Here is an 18,477-nt window from a genome sequence, read left to right on the forward strand (position 1 = left end):
GCCATGGCCGAGGTTCTGGTGGTGCTGATCGAGGGGATGGACGACGGCCGGGAGATCACGGTGCGGGTGGCCGGGAACACCCGCACCGGGGTGGTGACCTCGCCGCGGGCATCGCGGGCCGGGTGCGCCGCGGGCTACCCGCTCCCCGGCGAACTGGACGAGTAAGCGCGGTAATGCCCTGGTGCGACCCCGAATTCACGCTTGAACGCGTGCGAGAACGCGAACGGCGAGGCATACCCGACGCGCTGCGCGATGGACGCCAGCCCCAGGTCGGTTTCCCGCAGCAGCCGGGCCGCGAGCGTCATCCGCCAGTGCGTCAGGTAGGTCATCGGGGCCTGCCCGACCAGATCCGTGAACTTCCGGGTGAGCGTGGTGCGGGACAGGCCCGCCTCCGCGGCCAGGTCCTCGATCCGCCACGGCCTGCCGGGGGTGCGGTGCATCGCTTCGAGGACCGTGGTGATGGCGGGATCGCGGAGCGCCCGCGGCCAGCCGAGGTGGCCGTGATCGTCGAACCAGGCGCGGATCAGGTAGACGAGCAGGAGATCGAGCAGGCCGGCCAGCGCGGCGTCCCGCCCCGGACGCCGGGTGGTCGTCTCGGCGGCCAGGAGGTCCAGCGCCCCGCGCAGGTGGCTGTGGTCGCCGACGCGCGCGGGCAGGTGCACGAGGTCCGGAAGCGCGGCCAGCAGCGGGTGGGTGTGCCGCCGGTCCAGCCGGTACTTGCCGCAGAGGAACTCGACGCTGCCCGACGGATCCGCCACGGCGTGTTCGAACGGCACGGCGCCGGCCCCGTCGCGCGAGCCGGACAGCACGTGCCCGTCACCGGCGGGCAGGAGCACGACGTCCCCGGGGCCGAGCTGAACCGGGTCGCGGCCCTGCATCAGCAGCCAGCCGGACCCGCGCACGAGTACGTGGAAACCCGCGCCCTCGTACGGCGCGAACCGGTACGACCACGGGAGACCCACCCGCATCCGGTTCGCCGCGGGCCGTCCGGTGCGCATCACCCCGATGATGTCGCTGAGCAGATCCACACCGTCGACTCTATCGCTCACGCACTGGGCCGGACGCGTATGCAACTGCGCCGATCGATCATTCACTGGCTCACCCGCGGTGCCTAGCCTGGGCTCATGGCTGATTTCACCATCGGCGCGGTCGAAGTGACGAAAGTGCCCGAATGGACCGGCGAGATCGCACCGGCCCGCTTCATCATCCCCGACAGCGCCCCGGAGATCTGGCGGGACAACGAGTCCTGGCTGGCGCCCGATCACTGGAACCCGGACACCGGCGCCTACCGCGGCGCGGTGCAGACCTGGGTCCTGCGCAGCGAGGGAAAGACCGTGCTCGTGGACACCGGGGTGGGCAACGGCCGCGACCGGCCGCAGATCCCGCTGTTCGACCACCTCGACACCGATTTCCTCGACCGCCTCGCCGCCGCCGGCGTCCGGCCGGACGACGTGGACGTCGTCGTCAACACCCACATCCACTACGACCATGTCGGCTGGAACACCCTCGGCGGCGCCCGAGGCTGGGAGGCGACGTTCCCGAACGCGACCTACCTCATCCCGGCCGTCGACGCGCGCTACTTCGCGCCCGAGAACGCCGGACGCCGCCCGGCGCCCCGAGACGACTACGAACGCCTGCGGCGGAAGGGAAGTCTCCTCGTCTACGCCGACAGCATCGCGCCGGTGCTCGGCCGCGCCACGCTGTGGGAGGACAGCTACCGGGTGGACGGCAACCTCACCCTGGAACCGGCGCCCGGGCACACCCCGGGATCCTCCGTGCTGCGCGTGCGTTCCGGCGGCGACAAGGCCGTCTTCGTCGGCGACATCCTGCACAGCCCCGTGCAGATTCTGGAGCCGACCTGCAACAGTTGCTTCTGCGAGGACCGCGAGCAGGCGGCCGCGACCCGCAGGCGCCTGCTCGAACAAGCCGCGGACGAGGTGGAGATCGTGATCCCCGCGCACTTCGCGGGCGCCGGAGCGGCCGAGGTGAAGCGCGACGGCAACCGGTTCCGCATCGACCGTTGGATCGGCGCCGACGAGGCGGACCGCCCACCAGCCGACGTGCGCCGGTGACCACATCGGAGTGGCGTCACCGCAGCGGGGAGAACGGCACGGGGATCGCGACGGTCGACGTGGCGTGGGCGATGTTCTCCGGGCCGTTCTCCGGTGGCCAGATCCCGCGTTCGTAGGACTCGCGGCGGATGGCCAGCCGCTCGTCGAGGCTGGGGAACGGCCAGATGTGGGTGATGCGGGGTGCGCCGTCGAGGGCGTACATCGCCGTGGTGAGCGGGTAGAGCTTCGACCGCTCGGGCAGGGCCGCCTCCCAGCCTGCCATCGTGGGGCCGAGGCCGCCGACCTTGAGCCGGTAGGTGCGGAACTCGTAGACGCCGCCGAACTGTCCGGTCCGCACGGGCGGCAGGAACGGGAACGGCGCATAGCTGCAGACGCGGAACGATTCCAGGTGCTCGCCGATGCCGAACGGGTCGGAGCTGGTGAGGATCCGCTGCCGTTCGGCGGCGAGGGCCCCGGCGTCGGCGAACTCCCGCAGCAGCAGCAACCGGCCGACGATGACGCCGTGCTCGGTCTCCCAGCAGCCCAGCAGCGTCCCGCCCGCGGCGCTGTCCGTGGTGTAGGACTCCAGCGCCGGCAGCGCCTCCGGCACCGCGCGGAGTTCGAGCGCCAGCTCGGTCAGCTCATACAGCATCGTCGATCCTCTCCGTCGCCGCGGTGTGCCCGGCCGCCCGGCCGAAGACCGCGGCGCGCATCAGGGCCGCCCCGCCCGGGTAGTCGCCGGAGAACAACCCCCCGGTGGCTTCACCGGCCGCGTACAGCCCGGGCACCGGTGCGCCGCCGGCGTCGAGCGCCCGCCCGTCCGGGTCGATGCCCACCCCGCCGAAGGTGAAGGTCAGGCCGGTGACGGCGTGGTAGGCGACGAACGGTGGTGTGTCCAGCGGCGTGGCCCACTGGGATTTGCGCGGGGCGAGACCAACGGTGCGCCCGTCGCGGCAGGCGCGGTTGAACTCCTCGACGGTGCGTGCCAGCCGGTCGGGGGGCACCGCGATGCGCTCGGCGAGGGCGGGCAGGGTGGGCGCGGTGACCGGCACGGCCGCCCCGGCGAACTCGTCGGCCACCCGCGCCGCGGTCCGCTGGTCGAAGATCTCGAACGCCTCGCTCCCGGGCTGCCGCCTGATCGCCGCACCCATCTTCGAGTAGTTCCGCACCCACGGTCCGGGCCCCTCGTCGACGAACCGTTCGCCGTCGGTGTTGACGAGCACGCCGAGCCAGAACCCGTGCAGCGGGAACGGTGGCGGCGCGGCGCTACTGCCGGGTGAGGGCTGGGACGGGTCGACCGCGGCCGAATGACAGCGCGACCAGTCACCCGCGGGCGTCGCACCCGCTTGGATCGCGGCGGTGATCCCGTCCCCGGTGGCCAGCCGGGTGCCGCGTAGCCGCGTGGTCGCCCAGTCCGGCCCCAGGTGGCGCAGGCGGAGCTCGGGGGAGGCCTGGAACCCGCCGGTGGCGACCACCACGGCACCGGGCACCACACCCGCGCCGGTCACCGCGCCCGTCACCCGGCCGTTCTCCCGGACGAGGCCGGCGAGCGGCGTGGACCAGCGGATCTCGACGCCGATGTGCTCGGCGTGCCGCAGCAGCGGCTCGATCACGGCGAACCCGCGGGACATCCCCGCACCGGCGCAGGTCAGGACCTGCCCGGGTGGCACGTGCAGCACGCCGTCGCGCACCTGCGCGCCGAGCGTCCGGTTGAACACGAACCGCACGCCCCGGCCGGCCAGCCAGCGCACGGTGTCCAGGGACCGCTGCGCGAGCGCGCCGACCAGCGCCGGGTCCGCGCGGCCACCGCTCATCGCCATGAGTTCGGCGGTGTAGGCCTCGGCGGTGTAGGGCGGGGCCTCGATCCGGTCGTGTTCCAGCCCGGGCTCGACGTCCGTCGTGATGGATGTGAGGTCGTCCGGGCCGTCGTAGCGGAACAGGAACAGCCCTCCGGAGAAGGCGGCGTTCCCGCCGACGTCCTGGCGGCCGCCCTTCTCCAGCAGCACGACCCGCGCGCCGGCCTCGCGCGCGGCGATCGCGGCGGACAGCCCGGACAGGCCGGCTCCGGCGACAACGACATTCGTCACTGGTCCTCCTCGGTCACCAGGTGAAGGAGAGTGGTGCGGCGGACTCACCGGCACGCGGCACCGCGCCGGTGTGCCGGACGAAACCGCGGCCGCGCACGCCGATCTCGCCGACCAGCCAGTTGGCCGTGCCGATCAGCCGCGGCAGGTCGATCCCGGTGGTCACACCGGACAGTTCGAGCAGCTGGACCGCGTCCTCCGTGCACAGCCCGCCGCCGCGGCCGCCGGGGACCGCGGGATGCCCGCCGCTGCCTGCGAGCGCGGTGTCGATGCGGCGGACGCCGAGTTCGACCAGCGGGAGCAGGGCGGCCAGGCCCATCCCGCGGTCGTCGTGGATCTGCACCGTCAGGTTGTCGGCCGGCACATGCGCGAGCGCGGCGGAGACGACCTCGCGGATCTGCGGCGGCGCCGCGTAACCGGCGGAGTCGGCGAGGATCCACCGGTCCACCCCGATGTCGAGCAGCCGCCGGGCCAGCAGGCCGAGGTCGTCCGCGCCGCGCGCGGGCCCGGTCGGGCCGCCCCAGGCGAAGATGACGTAGGTGGCGAGCTCGATGTCGTGGCCGTCGGCGAAGGCGGCCATCCGCTCCAGCTCGGCCAGCGAGTCCGAAGTGGAGCGTCCGGTGTTGGCGCGGGCGAACTCCTCGTCGGCCGACAGCAGGAACGCCGCGCTGTCCGCGCCGGCCTCGATCGCGCGGGCCAGGCCGCGCGTGTTGCCCACGCAGCAGCCGAGTGTGAGCCCGCTCCGGCGTGCCTGCGCGAACACCTCGCCGGCGTCGGCGAGACCGGGGACGAGATCCGGCCGCACGAAGGAGGACAGCTCGAACGCGCGCACCCCGGCCTCGGTCAGCCGCCGCACCAGCTCGATCTTCACGTCCGTGGGCACGAGGTGGTCCTGGAAGGTCAGCCGCGGTGAGATCTCGCGGATGAGCACGCCGGGCTCAGGCATGGCGGGTGGGGGTCAGCCCGGCGGCGTGGGCGTCCCAGGCGTCGCGGTGGCCGTGGTCGCGCAGGTCGGCCTTGCGCACCTTGCCGGTCGGGGTGACCGGCAGCCGGTCGACCACCCGGTAGTAGCGGGGCACCATGAAGTGCGGCATGGACCGGTCGCAGTGCGCGAACAACCCGGCCAGGTCCAGGCGTTGCCCCGGCTCCGGCTGCACCACCGCCAGCACCTCGTCCTCGCCCAGCTCGGAGGGGGTGCCGACCGCGGCCGCGGCGACCACGCCGGGGAAGGCGAGCAGCACCGACTCGACCTCGTGCGAGGAAATGTTCTCCCCGCGGCGGCGCAACGCGTCCTTCTTGCGGTCGATGAAGTAGAAGTAGCCCTCCTCGTCGCGGTAGCCGAGGTCGCCGGTGTGCCACCACAGGTCCCGCATCGTCGCGAGCGTCGCTTCCGGATCGCGGTGGTAGCCGGAGAACATCACGTGCGGCTCGCGCGGCCGGTACACGATCTCCCCGGCCTGGCCGGGCGCGGCGGGCCGGCCGGTCTCGTCGTGCACCTCCACGACGGACGACGCGGTCGGCAGCCCGATCGAGCCGACCTTGCGCTCCCGCAACGGGTTGTAGAGGACGTTCTTGATTTCGGTCAGCCCGTAGCCCTCCACCACGTGCACCCCGAACCGCTCCTCGAACGGGTGCAGCACCTGCGGCGGCGCGGGCGCGGCGAAGACCTTGCGCGCCTCGTGGTCGCGGTCCCGCGGCGACGGTGGCTGCGCGAGCAGCATCGGCAGGATCGAGCCGAGCGCGTTGAACTGGGTGATCCGGTGCGCGCGCAGCTCCTCCCAGAACCGGCTCGCGCTGAACCGCCGCCCGATCACCACCGTCGCCCCGGCGTGCAGGCCGTGCATGGTGATGTTCACCTGCGCGGCGCCGTGGAACAGCGGCAGGCAGGTGTAAAGGCGCTCGTCCGGCGTGGTGCCCATCTGCTCGGCGCACTCCCGCCCGGCCACCACCTGCATCCGGTGCGGCATCACGACACCCTTGCTGCGCCCGGTGGTGCCGGAGGTCAGCATGATGGCCACCGGATCGGCCGGGCCGACGCGGGGGAGCGGGACGGCCGGATCACCACCGTCGAGCAGGTCGCTCCAGGTCAGCACCCGCACCCCGGGCGGCACGCGGCGCGGCGCGGCGGCGTCGACCAGGACGACGGTGTCCAGCGTGCCGGGCGGTTCCGGCAGGTCGGCGACCAGTTCGAGCAGAGCCGCCTCGGTGACCAGGATCCGCACGTCCGTGCCGCGCAGCGCGTGGTCCAGGAACTGTCCCTTGTAGGCGGTGTTGACCGGGACCTCGACCAGTCCGGCGCGTGCCGCGCCCAGCCACGTGAGCACGTACTCGGCGCGGTTGGGCAGGAGAATGCCGACCGACTCGCCCGGCGCGGCGCCGAGCGCGACCAGACCGCGGGCCACCCTCGTCACCGTCTCGTCCAGCTCGGCGTAGGTCAGCTCGGTGTCCCCGCACACCAGCGCGGTCCGGCCGGGATGGGCCCGGGCGCGCTCGGCGACGAGCGCGCCGACCGTGGTGTCGGCCAGTTCCGCCGAGCTGCCGCGCGCGAGTGTTCCGGTCATGCCAGCTCCTTCTTGGCCCGGGCCAGGAAGTCCTCCAGGGCCGGGTCCCAGCTCGCCTCGGCGCCCGTCGTCACGAGGAACGCGCCGATGCCGAGGTCGCGGTAGGTGCCCAAGGTGTTCAGGATGCGCTCCTCGGTGCCGACCAGCGCCTGCGAGTTGGCGAAACCACCCAGCAGTTTCGTCAGCCCGGTCCAGAAGCAGTCGTCGTGCAGTTCCTCCTCGGTCAGCGCGAGCGCCCGCTGGCGGCCCACCGAGGTGTCGGCCGAGGACGAGCGCAGGAACTTGCCGGACGCCTCGGCGATCTGTCGTTCCACGGAGCGGGCCAGGGCCCAGGCGTCGTCGTCGGTGTCGCCGAGGAACAACCGCAGGCTCAGCGAGAACCGCATGTCGCGGTCGTGGCGCGCGGCCGCCTCCCGGACCCGGTCGATGCGTTCCTTGGTGCCCGCGAACGGTTCGCCCCACAGCATGTACAGGTCGGCGTGGCGGGCGCCGAACTCGACGGCGTCGTCGCTCTCGCCGCCCATGAAGATCGGGACCTGCCCCTGCACGGGTTTGGTCAGGATCTTCACCGCCTCGGCCGTGTAGTACTCGCCGTGGTGGTCGAACGGCTCGGCGGAGGTCCAGGTGCGGCGCACCACGTCGAGGTACTCGGTGGCGCGGCGGTAGCGCTCGCTCTTGGGCAGGGCGTCGGATTCGCGCCGGAGGTCCTTGTCCGACCCGCCGACGACGACGTTGATCGCGAGCCGGCCGCGGGCCAGCACGTCGAGCGTGGCGAAGTAGCGGGCGGCGGCCACCGGCGGCATGACCCCGGGCCGGTGCGCGACGATCGGCGCGAACTTCTCGCTGGCGGCGAGGGCGAACGGCGCGGTGGCGTGGTTGTGCGGCCAGGTCGAGGAGTAGCCGACGAGGACGCGGTCGACGACCGCGGAGCGGTCCAGCTCGCGGACCCGGGCGAGCATCCGGTCCGGGTCGGTTTCGCCGGTTTCGAGGGGCTGCAGCCCGGTGAAGAATTCCACCATCGTTCCTCCTAGTTGTGCGAGGCCAGCCACGCTTCGTGGCGGGCGTAGTGATCGGGGCGGCGGGTGCGCAGTTCGGCGTGCGCGGTGGCCAGCGGTGTCCCGGCGAGGGACATCCGCGCCGAGACCGTCCAGTCCCGGCCGGCGTGGTGGTCGATCTGCGCGGTGACCAGCAGTGGGCGCTCGACCGGGACTGGACGCAGGTAGGACACGGTCAGGGACTTGGTCACCAGGCGGGGCTCGGTGGACAGGGCGGCCAGGTTGAGCACTTCGTCGAACACCGCGGCCGTCCAGCCGCCGTGCGCCACTCCCGGCCCGCCCTGCCAGTGCGCGGGGCAGACGACGTCGAAGCGGGTCGCGTCGACGGCGTCGATGCCCAGTCGGCACCGGTCCTCGGCGGCGCAGCCGCCGCACAGCAGGCGGCCGGAGGCCGACGGGGAGATCGCGAAGGCGTCGGGGTCATCCGGCATGCCCGGCCTCCCTTCGCAGGGCGGCGACCACGGTGCCGGGCACGTCGATCGCGCCGCGCCGCAGTGTTTCGGCGCGGCGGGCCACGGACCGGTCGAAGGGCACCCGGACCGGGTCGCCGCCCGTGACGGGCCTGGTCGCCCTGATCGAGGCGGCGTACTCGGTGACCCGGCGGCGGTAGCCGGCGGCGTCGGTGAGGGAACCGGGGTCGATGAGCAGGACGAAGAACCCGCAGTCCGAGATCCCGGGCGGTGCGGCGGCCGCGCCGGTCATCATGCCAAGCAGCTGGACGACCAGCGCCAGGCCGGAGCCCTTGTGCCCGCCCCACACGCCCAGCGCACCCGCCAGCGCCGCTTGCGGGTCGAGGGTGGGCAGGCCACCGGAGTCGTAGGCCTGGCCGGGGTCGAGTTTCTCCCCGAGCCGGGCCTTGAGCACCACCTCGCCGTGCATGACGGCGGAGGTGCCGATGTCCCAGATGACCGGGCTCGGTTCGGCGGGGAACCCGAACGCGATCGGGTTGGTGCCGAAGCGGCCCTCGGTGCCGCCGTGCGGGGCGACCACGGCGGGCCCGCTGCCCGCGATCATGCCGGCGAACCCGGCGTCGGCGGCCTTTTCGAGGTAGTAGGAGAACATGCCGGTGTACCAGGTGTTGCGGGCGCCGACGACGGCGATGCCGTGGGCTCGCGCTTTGTCCATCGCGAGTTCGACGGCGCGCATCCCGGCGAGGTAGCCCACCTGGTCGCCGGCGTCCACAGTGGCCGACACCGGCGTCTCGGCCACCACCCGCATGGGCCGCGGCGGCGCCGGGGTGGCCCTGATGCGCTCCACGATGGACAGTGCGCGGGCCAGGCCGCCGAAGGCCAGCCCACGCAGCTCGCAGTCGAGCAGGTGGTCGGCGATGATCCCGGCGTCGGCGGGGGAGTGCCGGGCGCGGGTCATCACAGCGGTCACGAGGGTGCGGGCCTCGGACAGGGACAGGGTGGTCATGAACCGGCCTCCGTGGCGAGTTCGGCGATGGGGGCGGGCTCCGGCTCGTGTGAACGGGCCAGTGCGAGTGCGGCGATCGCGCTGACCGCCGCCGCGGCCAGCAGCAGGTAGGCGGGGGAGCGCCGGTCACCGGTCAGCTCGACCAGGGCCTGGCAGATGAAGACCGCCGAGCCGCCCAGGACGGCGACCGCGACGTTGTAGGTGAGGCCGACGACGCTGCCGCGCATCCGCACCGGGACGAGCTGCACGTAGGCGATCGGTGCGGCGCCGGAGTAGAACGCCGGTCCCGCCGACAGCAGCAGCGTGCAGAGCACGGCCAGCCACAGCGGCGGTGCGGTGGCGAGGACGGCGAACAGGGGATAGGTCACCACCAGCACGGCGACCGAGGCCACGAGCAGCGCGCGGGACTTGCCCAGCCGGTCCGCGGCCCGGCCGCCCGCGGCCACCAGGAACACGCCGGCGAGCAACGCGAACGCGATCACCGCGGTCGCCGTGGCGGGGGACAGGCGCAGCTGGATCAGGTAGCTCTGCACGTAGGTGTAGACCATGTAGATCCCGACGATGTGCAGCACGGACACGCCGATGAGCAGGAAGACCCGGGACCACTGGCGGGAGGACGGCGCTGTGGCCGGCCGGCCGCGCGTGGCCAGGAATTCCGGTGTTTCGCCGAAGCGGCTGCGCAGGTAGAGCCCGATGACGCCGATGGGCAGAGCCAGGAGGAACGGGACCCGCCAGCCCCACTCGAGCATCTGCTCGCGGCTGAGCGCGGTGCTCAGCGACAGCACGACGACCGCGCCCAGCAGGAAACCCGCGAGGCTGCCGACCTGCACCCGGCTGGACAACGCGCCGCGGCGGTGCGGCGGGGCGAACTCGGCGACGTAGATGATCGCGGTGGTGAACTCGCCGCCCGCGGCGAGGCCCTGCGCGAACCGCAGCAGCACCAGCAGGATCGGCGCGGCGATCCCGACGACCGCGGTGGTGGGCAGGACCCCGATGAGCGTGCTGGCCACGGCCATCAGCAGCAGCGACGCCACCAGCGCGGGGCGTCTGCCCAGCCGGTCGGCCAGCGGCCCGAAGACCAGTGCGCCGGCGGGCCGGGCGAGGAAGGCCGAGCCGAACACGGCGAACGACGACAGCAGCGCCGTGCCGGGGCTCGCGGCCGGGAAGAAGACGGTGGCCAGCACGGTGGCGAGGAAGCCGTAGACCGCGTAGTCGTAGGTCTCCACCGTGTTCCCGACCGACGCCGCGAGTGTGGTGCGCCTGACCGTCGCAGGTGTGGTCATGACAAGCCTCTCCGTTGAGGTGGGTGTGCGGGGTGTCAGGCCGCGAGGTGGTGGTAGCGGCTGCGGAAGAACAACAGTGGCGCCGCGGCGGTGTCCGCGGCGAGGTCGTCGACACGGCCGAGCACGATGTGGTGGTCGCCCGCGTCGTGGACGGACTGGATGGTGCAGGCGATCCAGGCGGCGACGCCGTCGAGCACGGGATCGCCGTGCGCTCCGGGCCGCCACGACAGGCCGGCGAACTTGTCCCCGCCGGGAGTGGCGAGCGCGCGGCACACGTCCTCCTGATCGGCGGCGAGCACGTTGACGCAGAACGTGCCGCGCTCGGCGATGCGGGGGAACGTCGAGGAGGTCTTGGCGGGCAGGAACGCCACCAGTGGCGGGGACAGCGAGACCGAGGTGAAGGACGAGACCGCCATGCCCACCGGGCGCCCGTCGCCGTCCAGCGCGGTGATCGCCGCGACGCCGCTGGGGAAGTGACCCAGGACGGACCGGAGCCGCGCCGGGTCGATCGGGAATGTAAGCATGCTTAGACCATATAAGCGTGCGTAGACGAACGCAAGCATGCTTACGCCTTGTTCGCGCTCGACCACTACGCTGCAGGGGTGACCGGTCAGCTGCCCTACATCGACCCGTTCGACGACGGTCGCGCGCCCGCCCGGGCCGTGACCGACATGGACGAGGCCTCGTCGCTGATCGACGCGGCGTTCCGGTTCGAGCGCGCCGTGACCCGGATCGGCAACGCCCGGCTGCGGCCGTGGAACATGACGCTGTCGAGCTATTCGGCGCTGCGGATCCTGGCCAACCGCCCGAACCTGACCCTCGCCCAGCTGGCCCGGCGTTGTTACGCGCGGCCGCAGACGATGACCAGGATCGTCTCGCAGTTGGAGAACCGCGGGTTCGTCGCGCGCAGCGCCCACCCGGAGAGCGAGCGCGCCCTGTCGCTCGCGGTCACCGACGCCGGCCGCGCCGCGCTGGAGGAGATGGGCACGGAGGTGCTCAAGATCAGCGAGACGCTGAACTCCGTGCTCGGCCGGGAGGACATCGTCGCCGCCGACCGGCAGCTCCGCAAAGCGGCGGTCGTCGTCGAGGGCGAACTGAAGGACATGGAACGCGCCGAGAAGTGAGCACAGCGCAGCTACGTGCGACGCGGCAAGGTCCGGCGCCGGCCGGCAGGCGGGCGCTGCCAGGGAATGACGCGGAAGCGCATCGCGCCGACGAACGGGCGGAGCCGGCCGGCGATCCAAGCATCGTGAGTGCTTGTCGCGCTCGGCGGTTCCCCCGGCATCGCTCGGCCACGCACGACGGCGTGCGGGCTCAGCAGCCGATCACGGCGACCATCCGGCGCTCAGATCGGCGACGACGCCCAGGCCGGGGGACAGGACGTCCCAGCCGGCCAGCCGGACCGGCCGCCCGTAGAACGGGTTCGTCAGCTCGACCGGATCGCAGGCTTCGGCGCCGAGGTAGCTGATCGAGCCGCCGCCGACGGCGACTGCCAGGGCGAACGTCGCGATCGCTCCGCTGAGGGGGTGCTGGACTTCGCGGAGGACATCGGGCTGTCCGGCACGCCGGGGTGGCTGCTGGCGAGTTTGATCTGCGGAGCCGCGGGATGCCGGCCACCCAGCTCCACCGCTCGACGCTCTGTCACACGATCGGTGAGCCTACCGTCCGGGATCTCCATTCCGGCCGGAGCGGAAACCACGCCGTCCCGTCCGGTTTGTCCTGCGCCAACTCACGGATCCAGGTCACAGTCACCGGCCCGGTGGGACACCAGACTCCTGCTCACGGAACTGGACCGGAACGGCGAGGGTGAGCGGAGATGGTGGTGTACGTACCCGACGGTGGACCAGCGGTGCCACAGGTGTGCAGGGCCGAGGATCTGAGCGCGCTGTCGGTCCGCGCCGCGGCGGAGTCGCCTCGGTGGGGGCTCCTGTCGCGGGCACTGGGTGCCGCCGGCGCGGGCGAGGTCGCCGGCGATCACGTCTGGCTCGACGTCTCCTGGTTGCGCTCCGCCGCTGGTGATCGCGATCAGGACTGGCACGACGGGTTCACCCGCATGCTCGACCACGCCGCACGCCAGGGCTGGGTCAGCGCCGACGGTGGCCGGGTCCGGGCGCACGTCGAGTGGGGGCGGTGACCGTGCCGGGGAAGTTCGACGGCAGGACCGCGATCGTCACCGGGGCCAGCCGCGGCATCGGGTTCGCCATCGCCGAACGACTGGTCGCGGACGGAGCGCGGGTGGTGATCACCGCGCGCAAGAAGGAGGCGCTGGAGGAGGCCGTCGCTCGCCTCGGGGGCCCGGAGGTGGCGCTCGCCGTGGCCGGTAAGGCCGACGACACCGCGCACCAGGCGGAGACGGTCGGTCAGGCCGTGGAACGGTTCGGCAGCCTCGACATGCTGGTGAACAACGCCGGCGTCAACCCGTGGTACGGGCCGATGGTCGAGCTCGACCTCGCAGTGGCCCGCAAGGTCGTCGAGGTCAACTGCATCGCCGCGTTGTCCTGGGTCCAGCACGCGCACCGCGCGTGGATGGGCGAGCACGGCGGAGCGGTCGTGAACGTCGCGTCCCACTCGGCGATCTCCCCGGCGCCGGGCGTCGGCTTCTACGGCGCCAGCAAGGCCATGCTCGTCGCGATGACCAGGTTGCTGGCCGTCGAGCTGGGCCCGCGGATCCGGGTGAACGCGGTCGCGCCCGCGGTGGTGAAGACGAAGTTCGCCGCGGCCCTGTACGAGGGCCGGGAGGAGCAGCTGGCCGCGGCCTACCCGCTCAAGCGCCTGGGCGAGCCGGACGACATCGGCGGGGCCGTCGCGTTCCTGCTGTCCGCGGACGCGTCGTTGCTCACCGGCCACCTGCTCGTCGTCGACGGCGGCGTGACCCTGGCCGGGGTGACCGCATGACGGTCGCGGGTGAGGGCGTCGTCGTCACCGGCGCCGCGGGCGGGATCGGCAAGGCGCTGGCCGCGCGGCTGGCCGCCGGGGGCGCGCGCGTCGTGGTGAACGACCTGGATCCCGTCGCGACGGAGGCGGCGGCCGCGGAGATCGGCGCGCTCGCCGTGCCCGGCGACGCCGCGTCCGTGGCCGGGGCCGTGGCCCTCGTCTCGGCCGCGCGCGATCACCTGGGCCAGGTCGACGCCTGGTTCGCCAACGCCGGCGTCGTCCGCGGCTACGGGCTGGACGCCAGCGAAGCGGCTTGGGCGGCGAGCTGGGAGGTCAACACGATGGCTCACGTCCGCGCCGCCCGGCTGCTGGTCCCCGAGTGGCTGGAGCGCGGTCGCGGGCGGTTCGTGGTGACCGCGTCCGCCGCGGGGCTGCTGACCGCGCTCGGCACCGCGACCTACTCGGTGAGCAAACACGCCGTGGTCGCCTTCGCCGAATGGCTGTCCGCGACCTACCGGCACCGCGGGATCGTGGTCCAGGCGATCTGTCCCCAGGGGGTGCGCACCGGCATGCTCGCCGCCAGCGGGCCGATGCGGTCGGTGCTGGCCGGCGGCGCGGTGACTCCCGAGGACGTGGCCGAGGTGACGTGGCAGGCGCTGCACGACGACCGTTTCCTGATCCTCCCGCACCCCGAAGCGGCGGACCACTACCGGCACCGCGCCGCCGACACCGACCGCTGGCTCGGCGGGATGAACAAGCTGCAGCGGCACCTGGAACAGGCGGCCCGGTGAGCCACCTTCCGGGCCTGGATCTGACACGGCTGGCCGAGTGGCTCGTGGCCGAGCGGACGCTGTCGGCGCGCCTCATCGCGGGCGGCCGGTCGAACCTGACCTACGAGGTCGGTGACGGCGAGCGTGTCTGGGTGCTGCGCAGACCGCCGGTCGGGCCCGTGCTCGCCACGGCGCACGACGTGGCGCGCGAGTACCGGGTCATGGCCGCGCTGGCGGGCACCGGCGTGCCGGTGCCCGCGATGTACGCGCTGTGCACGGACGACTCGGTGATCGGAGCGCCCTTCTACCTCATGGAGAAGGTCGACGGGACCCCGTTCCGGAGGGCGGCGCAGCTGGCGCGGCTCGGGCCGGACCGGGTCCGCCGGATCTCGCTTCGCCTCGTCGACACGCTGGTGGCACTGCACGACGTCGACCCGGCCGAGGTGGGGCTGGCGGACTTCGGTCGCGCCGAGGGGTTCCTGGACCGGCAGGTGCGGCGCTGGAGCGCGCAACTGGCGGCAGCCGGCAGCGGCGACCTGCCGGCGGCCGAGGAACTGCGCTCCCGGCTGGCGTCGAACGTCCCGGCCCAGTCCCGGCCCGGCATCGTGCACGGCGACTACCGCCTCGACAACGTGCTCGTCGACTCCGCCGATCGCCTGACGGCCGTGATCGACTGGGAGATGGCCACCCTCGGCGATCCACTGACCGACCTCGCGCTGCTGATCGCCTACCAGAAACTGAGCCGGCTCCCCGGCGGGCACCTCGTCACCGACGCCGCGTCGGCGCCGGGACATCTCACCGAGGACGAGGTGCGCAGCCGGTACCGCTCGCGCAGCGGCCGCGACCCCGCGCACTTCGGCTTCCACCTCGGGCTCGCCTGCTACAAGCTGGCGGCGATCGTCGAGGGGATCCGCCACAGGCACCTGCACGGGCAGACCGTGGGTGCCGGGTTCGACGGGATCGGCGCGCTGACCGAGCCCCTGCTGGACATCGGGCTGGCTGCCCTGAAGGAGGACGGCTGATGCACTTCGCCTACGACGATCGCACCGAGGACCTGCGCGGGCGGCTCCTGGAGTTCATGGAGACGCACGTGCACCCGGCGGAGCCGGTGTTCGAACGGCAACTGTCCGAGCTGGACGATCCATGGGCGTGGGACTCCGCGCCCGTGCTGTCCGAACTGCGGGCGGAGGCGCGCGAGCGCGGGCTGTGGAACCTGTTCCTCCCGGGGGCGGACGGCGCCGGTCTCACCAACCAGCAGTACGCGCCGCTGGCCGAGATCACCGGTCGGAGCCCGCACCTGGCGCCCGCCGCGCTCAACTGCGCCGCACCGGACACCGGCAACATGGAGCTGCTGTCGCAGTTCGGCACCGACGCTCAGAAACGCCAGTGGCTGGAACCGCTGCTGTCCGGACGGATCCGGTCGTCGTTCGCGATGACCGAACCCGATGTCGCGTCTTCCGACGCCACCAACATCGCCACCCGCATCGAGCGCGACGGCGACCACTACGTGATCAACGGGCGCAAGTGGTGGATCACCGGGGCGATGAACCCGAACGCCGCGATCTTCGTCGTCATGGGCAAGACCGATCCGCACGCCGAGCGGCACCGCCGGCAGTCCATGATCCTCGTTCCGCGGGACACGCCCGGCGTCCGCGTGACACGGGCGATGCGCGTCCTGGGCTACGACGACCACGAACACGGCGGACACGCCGAACTGCGGTTCGACGACGTCCGCGTGCCCGCCACGAACCTCGTCGGCGGCGAAGGCGACGGCTTCGCGATCGCGCAAGCCCGGCTCGGCCCTGGCCGCATCCACCACTGCATGCGCGCCATCGGGGTGGCCGAACGCGCGCTCGAACTGATGTGCGCCAGGGCGGAGGAGCGCGTCGCGTTCGGCAAGCCGTTGTCCGGCCAGGGCGTCGTCCGCGACTGGATCGCCGAGTCCCGCGTCCGGATCGAGCAGCTGCGCCTGCTCACCCTCAAGGCGGCCTGGCTGATGGACACGCGGGGCAACAAGGCCGCGCACACCGAGATCCAGGCGATCAAGATCGCGACCCCGGTGACCGTCCAGTGGGTGCTCGACAAGGCGATCCAGCTGCACGGCGGGGGTGGGTTGTCGCAGGACTTCCCGCTCGCCTACGGCTACGCCCTCGCCCGCATGCTCCGGTTCGTCGACGGTCCGGACGAGGTCCACAAGGACGCCCTCGCCCGCCGCGAACTGCGCAGGGCCGCCGCGGCCCGGCGACCGGAGCCGGCGCAGCGGTAGGGACCCCGGCGGAAGTTCCGGACCCAGGTCACAGTCTTCGCCGCCGCCGGGCGGCAGGCTGCAATCACCAGGCCCTGTTGAGGGCATTGTTGGGAGGCATTGTGCAGACGCTCGATCTTGTCAGCGCCGAAGCCGGCGTCGAGTTCGGAGCCGGCGTGCACCTCGACGCTCGCCGCGCGGGCAACGGCAGCCGGGTCGCCCTGGTCCTGCCCGGCGCCGAGCGGGCCGAGGAGAACGCCGCGTTCGTGGCGGCGCTCGCGAAGGACTACTCCGTGGTCGCGCCGAGCCACCCGGGCTTCGGCCGTTCGCCCCGGCCGGACTGGTGCACCTCCGTCGACGACCTCGCCTACCTCTACCTCGACTGGCTCGACCGGTCCGGGCTGACCGACGTCACCGTCGTCGGTCTCCAGTTCGGCGGCTGGGTCGCCATGGAGATGGCGGTGCGGAGCTGCGCGCGAATCTCTCGTCTCGTGCTCGTCGACTCGGTGGGGGTCAAGCTCGGCGGGCCGCTCGACCGGGAGATCGCCGACCTCTTCGCCACGCCGCGGCCCGAGCTGGACAAGCGCCTCTACGCGGACACGAGCTTCGCGCTGGGCGACCTCGCGCACGCGCGGGACGAGGACGTCCTCGAGGTGGCGCGCAACGAAGAGGCTCTCGCGTTGTACGGCTGGGAGCCCTACCTGCACAACCCGCGGCTGCGCCACTGGCTGTGGCGGATCCGCGTGCCGTCCCTGGTGATCTGGGGCGGGCAGGACGGCATCGTCGCGCCCGGCTACGGACGCGGGCTGGCCGCGCGGATCCCCGGCGCACGTTTCGAGTGCCTCGACCGGGCCGGGCACCGCGCACAGGTGGAATGCCCGGCGGAGATCGCCGAGCTGATCTCCGCCGCCTGACCCCCACCAACCAGAAAGGGAGCGTTCCCCGTGCAGTACTGGCATTTCAGCGAGGCGGCCTACCCGTATCTGCCGGACCCCGAGACCTATGAATCGGTGCGGGTCACCCTGCCCAACGGCGTCATCGACCCCGCTCGCGCGGCGGACCTGTGGGACCGCTACCTCCGCGAGTGGCAGGTCGCGGACGAATGCGGGCTGAACGTGATGGTCAACGAACACCATTCCACCGCGACGTGCATGAACTCCGCCGCTCCCGTGATCGCCGGCGCACTCGCGCGGCTCACCACCAACGCGCGGATCCTGATTCTGGGCAACCCCGTCGCGAACCGCACCGACCCCGTGCGCATCGCCGAGGAAATGGCCCTGCTGGACCTGCTCAGCCACGGCCGTCTCGAGGTCGGATTCGTGCGGGGCGTGCAGTACGAGGTCGCTGCCACCAATTCCCGGCCGGTGCGGATGTCCGAGCGCATGTGGGAGGCGGTCGAGCTCATCACGCGGGCGTGGTCCACCCACGACGGACCGTTCAACTGGGAGGGCGAGTTCTTCCACCACCGCCAGGTGAACATCTGGCCGAGGCCCCACCAACAGCCCGCCCCGCCCGTGTGGGTCACCGCGGTGAACCCGGCCAGCGTGCCGAGGATCGCCGACCACGGCTACCGGGTCGGCACCTTCCTGTCGGGACTCGACGGGACCAGGGCGGTGTTCCAGGCCTACCGCGACCACTGCGCCGCGACGGGCAAGCCCGTGCCCGGCGACGAGATGTTCGGTTACGCGGCGCTGGTCTACACCGGACGGACCGACGAGGAGGGCTTCGAAGGGGCCCGGAAACTGCTCTGGTACCTGCACAGCAACAAGGTGGCCAAGCAGTTCGCCTACCCGCCGGGATACCTGCCCTACCACGTCCGGGCCGTGGGCCTGCGCGGGCCGCTGACGTCGACGCCCGGTTCCCCGGCGTCCTCGCCGATCCCCGACGTGACCGCGATGTCGCTCGCCGAGCTCATCGAACGCGGAATCGTGTTCGCCGGCAGCGCCGCCACCGTCGCCGGGCAGATCGAGCGCTTCTACGAGCACGTGGGCGGGTTCGGGCACCTGCTGCTCATGGGCCAGGCCGGTCACCTCGGGCACGAGGACACGGTCCGGGGGATCGCCAACTTCGCCGAGGGTGTCGCGCCCTTGGTCGACCGCGTGACGGGCGGACTCGCCGTTCAGTCGAATGTAGGGTAA

Annotated in this window: 20 protein-coding genes; 10 read left to right on the top strand and 10 right to left on the bottom strand. The window is 72.6% G+C overall.

Annotated elements, in window-relative coordinates:
* Positions 1-3 precede the first annotated feature (3 nt).
* Entirely contained in the window at positions 4-165 is a 162-nt protein-coding gene (locus tag AMYTH_RS48655) for a hypothetical protein (RefSeq protein ID WP_157360541.1), read from the top strand.
* Here the strand turns inward: AMYTH_RS48655 and AMYTH_RS0105650 are convergent.
* Positions 135-1,028, bottom strand: a complete 894-nt coding sequence (locus AMYTH_RS0105650; RefSeq protein WP_027929467.1) for an AraC family transcriptional regulator — start codon at positions 1,026-1,028, stop codon at positions 135-137. The genes AMYTH_RS48655 and AMYTH_RS0105650 overlap by 31 nt on opposite strands.
* A 96-nt stretch (positions 1,029-1,124) precedes the next feature.
* On the opposite strand from AMYTH_RS0105650, the gene AMYTH_RS0105655 reads away from it, so the two are divergent.
* Positions 1,125-2,072 (top strand): MBL fold metallo-hydrolase, encoded by a 948-nt coding sequence (locus AMYTH_RS0105655; protein ID WP_027929468.1) that lies wholly within the window; start codon positions 1,125-1,127, stop codon positions 2,070-2,072.
* Positions 2,073-2,088: 16 nt separating this feature from the next.
* Here AMYTH_RS0105655 and AMYTH_RS0105660 read toward each other — a convergent pair whose 3' ends face one another.
* Genes AMYTH_RS0105660 through AMYTH_RS0105700 form a run of 9 tightly spaced genes read right to left on the bottom strand, consistent with a single transcriptional unit; the run spans position 2,089 to position 10,974 of the window.
* Positions 2,089-2,703, bottom strand: a complete 615-nt coding sequence (locus AMYTH_RS0105660; protein ID WP_027929469.1) for an NIPSNAP family protein — start codon at positions 2,701-2,703, stop codon at positions 2,089-2,091.
* The gene (gene tcuA / locus AMYTH_RS0105665; protein ID WP_027929470.1) at positions 2,693-4,138 is read right to left on the bottom strand and encodes an FAD-dependent tricarballylate dehydrogenase TcuA; all 1,446 of its coding nucleotides are present in this window, start codon (positions 4,136-4,138) and stop codon (positions 2,693-2,695) included. The genes AMYTH_RS0105660 and tcuA overlap by 11 nt, the downstream gene beginning before the upstream one ends.
* A gap of 13 nt (positions 4,139-4,151) precedes the next feature.
* On the bottom strand, positions 4,152-5,081 hold the full coding sequence (locus tag AMYTH_RS0105670; protein ID WP_037322314.1) for a beta/alpha barrel domain-containing protein: 930 nt from the start codon (positions 5,079-5,081) through the stop codon (positions 4,152-4,154).
* The gene (locus AMYTH_RS0105675; protein ID WP_027929472.1) at positions 5,074-6,696 is read right to left on the bottom strand and encodes an AMP-binding protein; all 1,623 of its coding nucleotides are present in this window, start codon (positions 6,694-6,696) and stop codon (positions 5,074-5,076) included. The genes AMYTH_RS0105670 and AMYTH_RS0105675 overlap by 8 nt, the downstream gene beginning before the upstream one ends.
* Positions 6,693-7,715, bottom strand: a complete 1,023-nt coding sequence (locus AMYTH_RS0105680) for an LLM class flavin-dependent oxidoreductase (RefSeq protein ID WP_027929473.1) — start codon at positions 7,713-7,715, stop codon at positions 6,693-6,695. Before AMYTH_RS0105680 ends, AMYTH_RS0105675 begins: the two co-directional genes overlap by 4 nt.
* An 8-nt stretch (positions 7,716-7,723) precedes the next feature.
* Positions 7,724-8,182 (bottom strand): PaaI family thioesterase, encoded by a 459-nt coding sequence (locus tag AMYTH_RS0105685; protein WP_037322317.1) that lies wholly within the window; start codon positions 8,180-8,182, stop codon positions 7,724-7,726.
* Positions 8,172-9,167, bottom strand: a complete 996-nt coding sequence (locus AMYTH_RS0105690) for an Ldh family oxidoreductase (protein WP_027929475.1) — start codon at positions 9,165-9,167, stop codon at positions 8,172-8,174. The genes AMYTH_RS0105685 and AMYTH_RS0105690 overlap by 11 nt, the downstream gene beginning before the upstream one ends.
* Positions 9,164-10,450, bottom strand: coding sequence for an MFS transporter (locus tag AMYTH_RS0105695; protein WP_027929476.1), 1,287 nt, complete (start codon positions 10,448-10,450; stop codon positions 9,164-9,166). Before AMYTH_RS0105695 ends, AMYTH_RS0105690 begins: the two co-directional genes overlap by 4 nt.
* 35 nt (positions 10,451-10,485) lie before the next feature.
* Positions 10,486-10,974, bottom strand: a complete 489-nt coding sequence (locus AMYTH_RS0105700; protein ID WP_027929477.1) for a flavin reductase family protein — start codon at positions 10,972-10,974, stop codon at positions 10,486-10,488.
* Positions 10,975-11,052: 78 nt separating this feature from the next.
* Between AMYTH_RS0105700 and AMYTH_RS0105705 the strand changes: the two genes are divergently transcribed.
* The 8 genes from AMYTH_RS0105705 (at position 11,053) to AMYTH_RS0105740 (ending at position 18,477) form a co-directional block, all read left to right on the top strand.
* Positions 11,053-11,574 (top strand): MarR family winged helix-turn-helix transcriptional regulator, encoded by a 522-nt coding sequence (locus tag AMYTH_RS0105705; RefSeq protein ID WP_228684588.1) that lies wholly within the window; start codon positions 11,053-11,055, stop codon positions 11,572-11,574.
* Between the two features lie 725 nt (positions 11,575-12,299).
* The gene (locus tag AMYTH_RS44100) at positions 12,300-12,584 is read left to right on the top strand and encodes a hypothetical protein (RefSeq protein ID WP_167344571.1); all 285 of its coding nucleotides are present in this window, start codon (positions 12,300-12,302) and stop codon (positions 12,582-12,584) included.
* Positions 12,581-13,345 carry an SDR family oxidoreductase gene (locus AMYTH_RS0105715; protein WP_410468313.1) on the top strand — a complete coding sequence of 255 codons (765 nt, stop codon included), beginning with the start codon at positions 12,581-12,583 and terminating at the stop codon, positions 13,343-13,345. The genes AMYTH_RS44100 and AMYTH_RS0105715 overlap by 4 nt, the downstream gene beginning before the upstream one ends.
* Entirely contained in the window at positions 13,342-14,115 is a 774-nt protein-coding gene (locus AMYTH_RS0105720; protein WP_027929480.1) for an SDR family NAD(P)-dependent oxidoreductase, read from the top strand. The genes AMYTH_RS0105715 and AMYTH_RS0105720 overlap by 4 nt, the downstream gene beginning before the upstream one ends.
* Positions 14,112-15,116: a phosphotransferase family protein gene (locus AMYTH_RS0105725; RefSeq protein WP_027929481.1), complete on the top strand. Its 1,005-nt coding sequence runs from the start codon at positions 14,112-14,114 to the stop codon at positions 15,114-15,116. The genes AMYTH_RS0105720 and AMYTH_RS0105725 overlap by 4 nt, the downstream gene beginning before the upstream one ends.
* Positions 15,116-16,360 carry an acyl-CoA dehydrogenase family protein gene (locus AMYTH_RS0105730; RefSeq protein WP_027929482.1) on the top strand — a complete coding sequence of 415 codons (1,245 nt, stop codon included), beginning with the start codon at positions 15,116-15,118 and terminating at the stop codon, positions 16,358-16,360. Before AMYTH_RS0105725 ends, AMYTH_RS0105730 begins: the two co-directional genes overlap by 1 nt.
* Before the next feature lie 101 nt (positions 16,361-16,461).
* Positions 16,462-17,253, top strand: a complete 792-nt coding sequence (locus AMYTH_RS0105735) for an alpha/beta fold hydrolase (protein ID WP_027929483.1) — start codon at positions 16,462-16,464, stop codon at positions 17,251-17,253.
* Between the two features lie 30 nt (positions 17,254-17,283).
* Positions 17,284-18,477: an LLM class flavin-dependent oxidoreductase gene (locus AMYTH_RS0105740; RefSeq protein WP_027929484.1), complete on the top strand. Its 1,194-nt coding sequence runs from the start codon at positions 17,284-17,286 to the stop codon at positions 18,475-18,477.

The sequence above is a fragment of the Amycolatopsis thermoflava N1165 genome (genome assembly GCF_000473265.1).
GTDB lineage: Bacteria > Actinomycetota > Actinomycetes > Mycobacteriales > Pseudonocardiaceae > Amycolatopsis_E > Amycolatopsis_E thermoflava.

Bases quoted from the DNA above. Each gene is read 5' to 3' on its own strand.
- AMYTH_RS0105655 (WP_027929468.1), top strand. From the start codon at position 1,125: ATGGCTGATTTCACCATCGGCGCGGTCGAAGTGACGAAAGTGCCCGAA.
- AMYTH_RS0105695 (WP_027929476.1), bottom strand. From the start codon at position 10,450: ATGACCACACCTGCGACGGTCAGGCGCACCACACTCGCGGCGTCGGTC.
- AMYTH_RS0105675 (WP_027929472.1), bottom strand. From the start codon at position 6,696: ATGACCGGAACACTCGCGCGCGGCAGCTCGGCGGAACTGGCCGACACC.
- AMYTH_RS0105690 (WP_027929475.1), bottom strand. From the start codon at position 9,167: ATGACCACCCTGTCCCTGTCCGAGGCCCGCACCCTCGTGACCGCTGTG.
- AMYTH_RS0105730 (WP_027929482.1), top strand. From the start codon at position 15,116: ATGCACTTCGCCTACGACGATCGCACCGAGGACCTGCGCGGGCGGCTC.
- AMYTH_RS0105660 (WP_027929469.1), bottom strand. From the start codon at position 2,703: ATGCTGTATGAGCTGACCGAGCTGGCGCTCGAACTCCGCGCGGTGCCG.
- AMYTH_RS0105670 (WP_037322314.1), bottom strand. From the start codon at position 5,081: ATGCCTGAGCCCGGCGTGCTCATCCGCGAGATCTCACCGCGGCTGACC.
- AMYTH_RS0105720 (WP_027929480.1), top strand. From the start codon at position 13,342: ATGACGGTCGCGGGTGAGGGCGTCGTCGTCACCGGCGCCGCGGGCGGG.
- AMYTH_RS0105700 (WP_027929477.1), bottom strand. From the start codon at position 10,974: ATGCTTACATTCCCGATCGACCCGGCGCGGCTCCGGTCCGTCCTGGGT.
- AMYTH_RS0105685 (WP_037322317.1), bottom strand. From the start codon at position 8,182: ATGCCGGATGACCCCGACGCCTTCGCGATCTCCCCGTCGGCCTCCGGC.
- AMYTH_RS48655 (WP_157360541.1), top strand. From the start codon at position 4: ATGGCCGAGGTTCTGGTGGTGCTGATCGAGGGGATGGACGACGGCCGG.
- AMYTH_RS0105680 (WP_027929473.1), bottom strand. From the start codon at position 7,715: ATGGTGGAATTCTTCACCGGGCTGCAGCCCCTCGAAACCGGCGAAACC.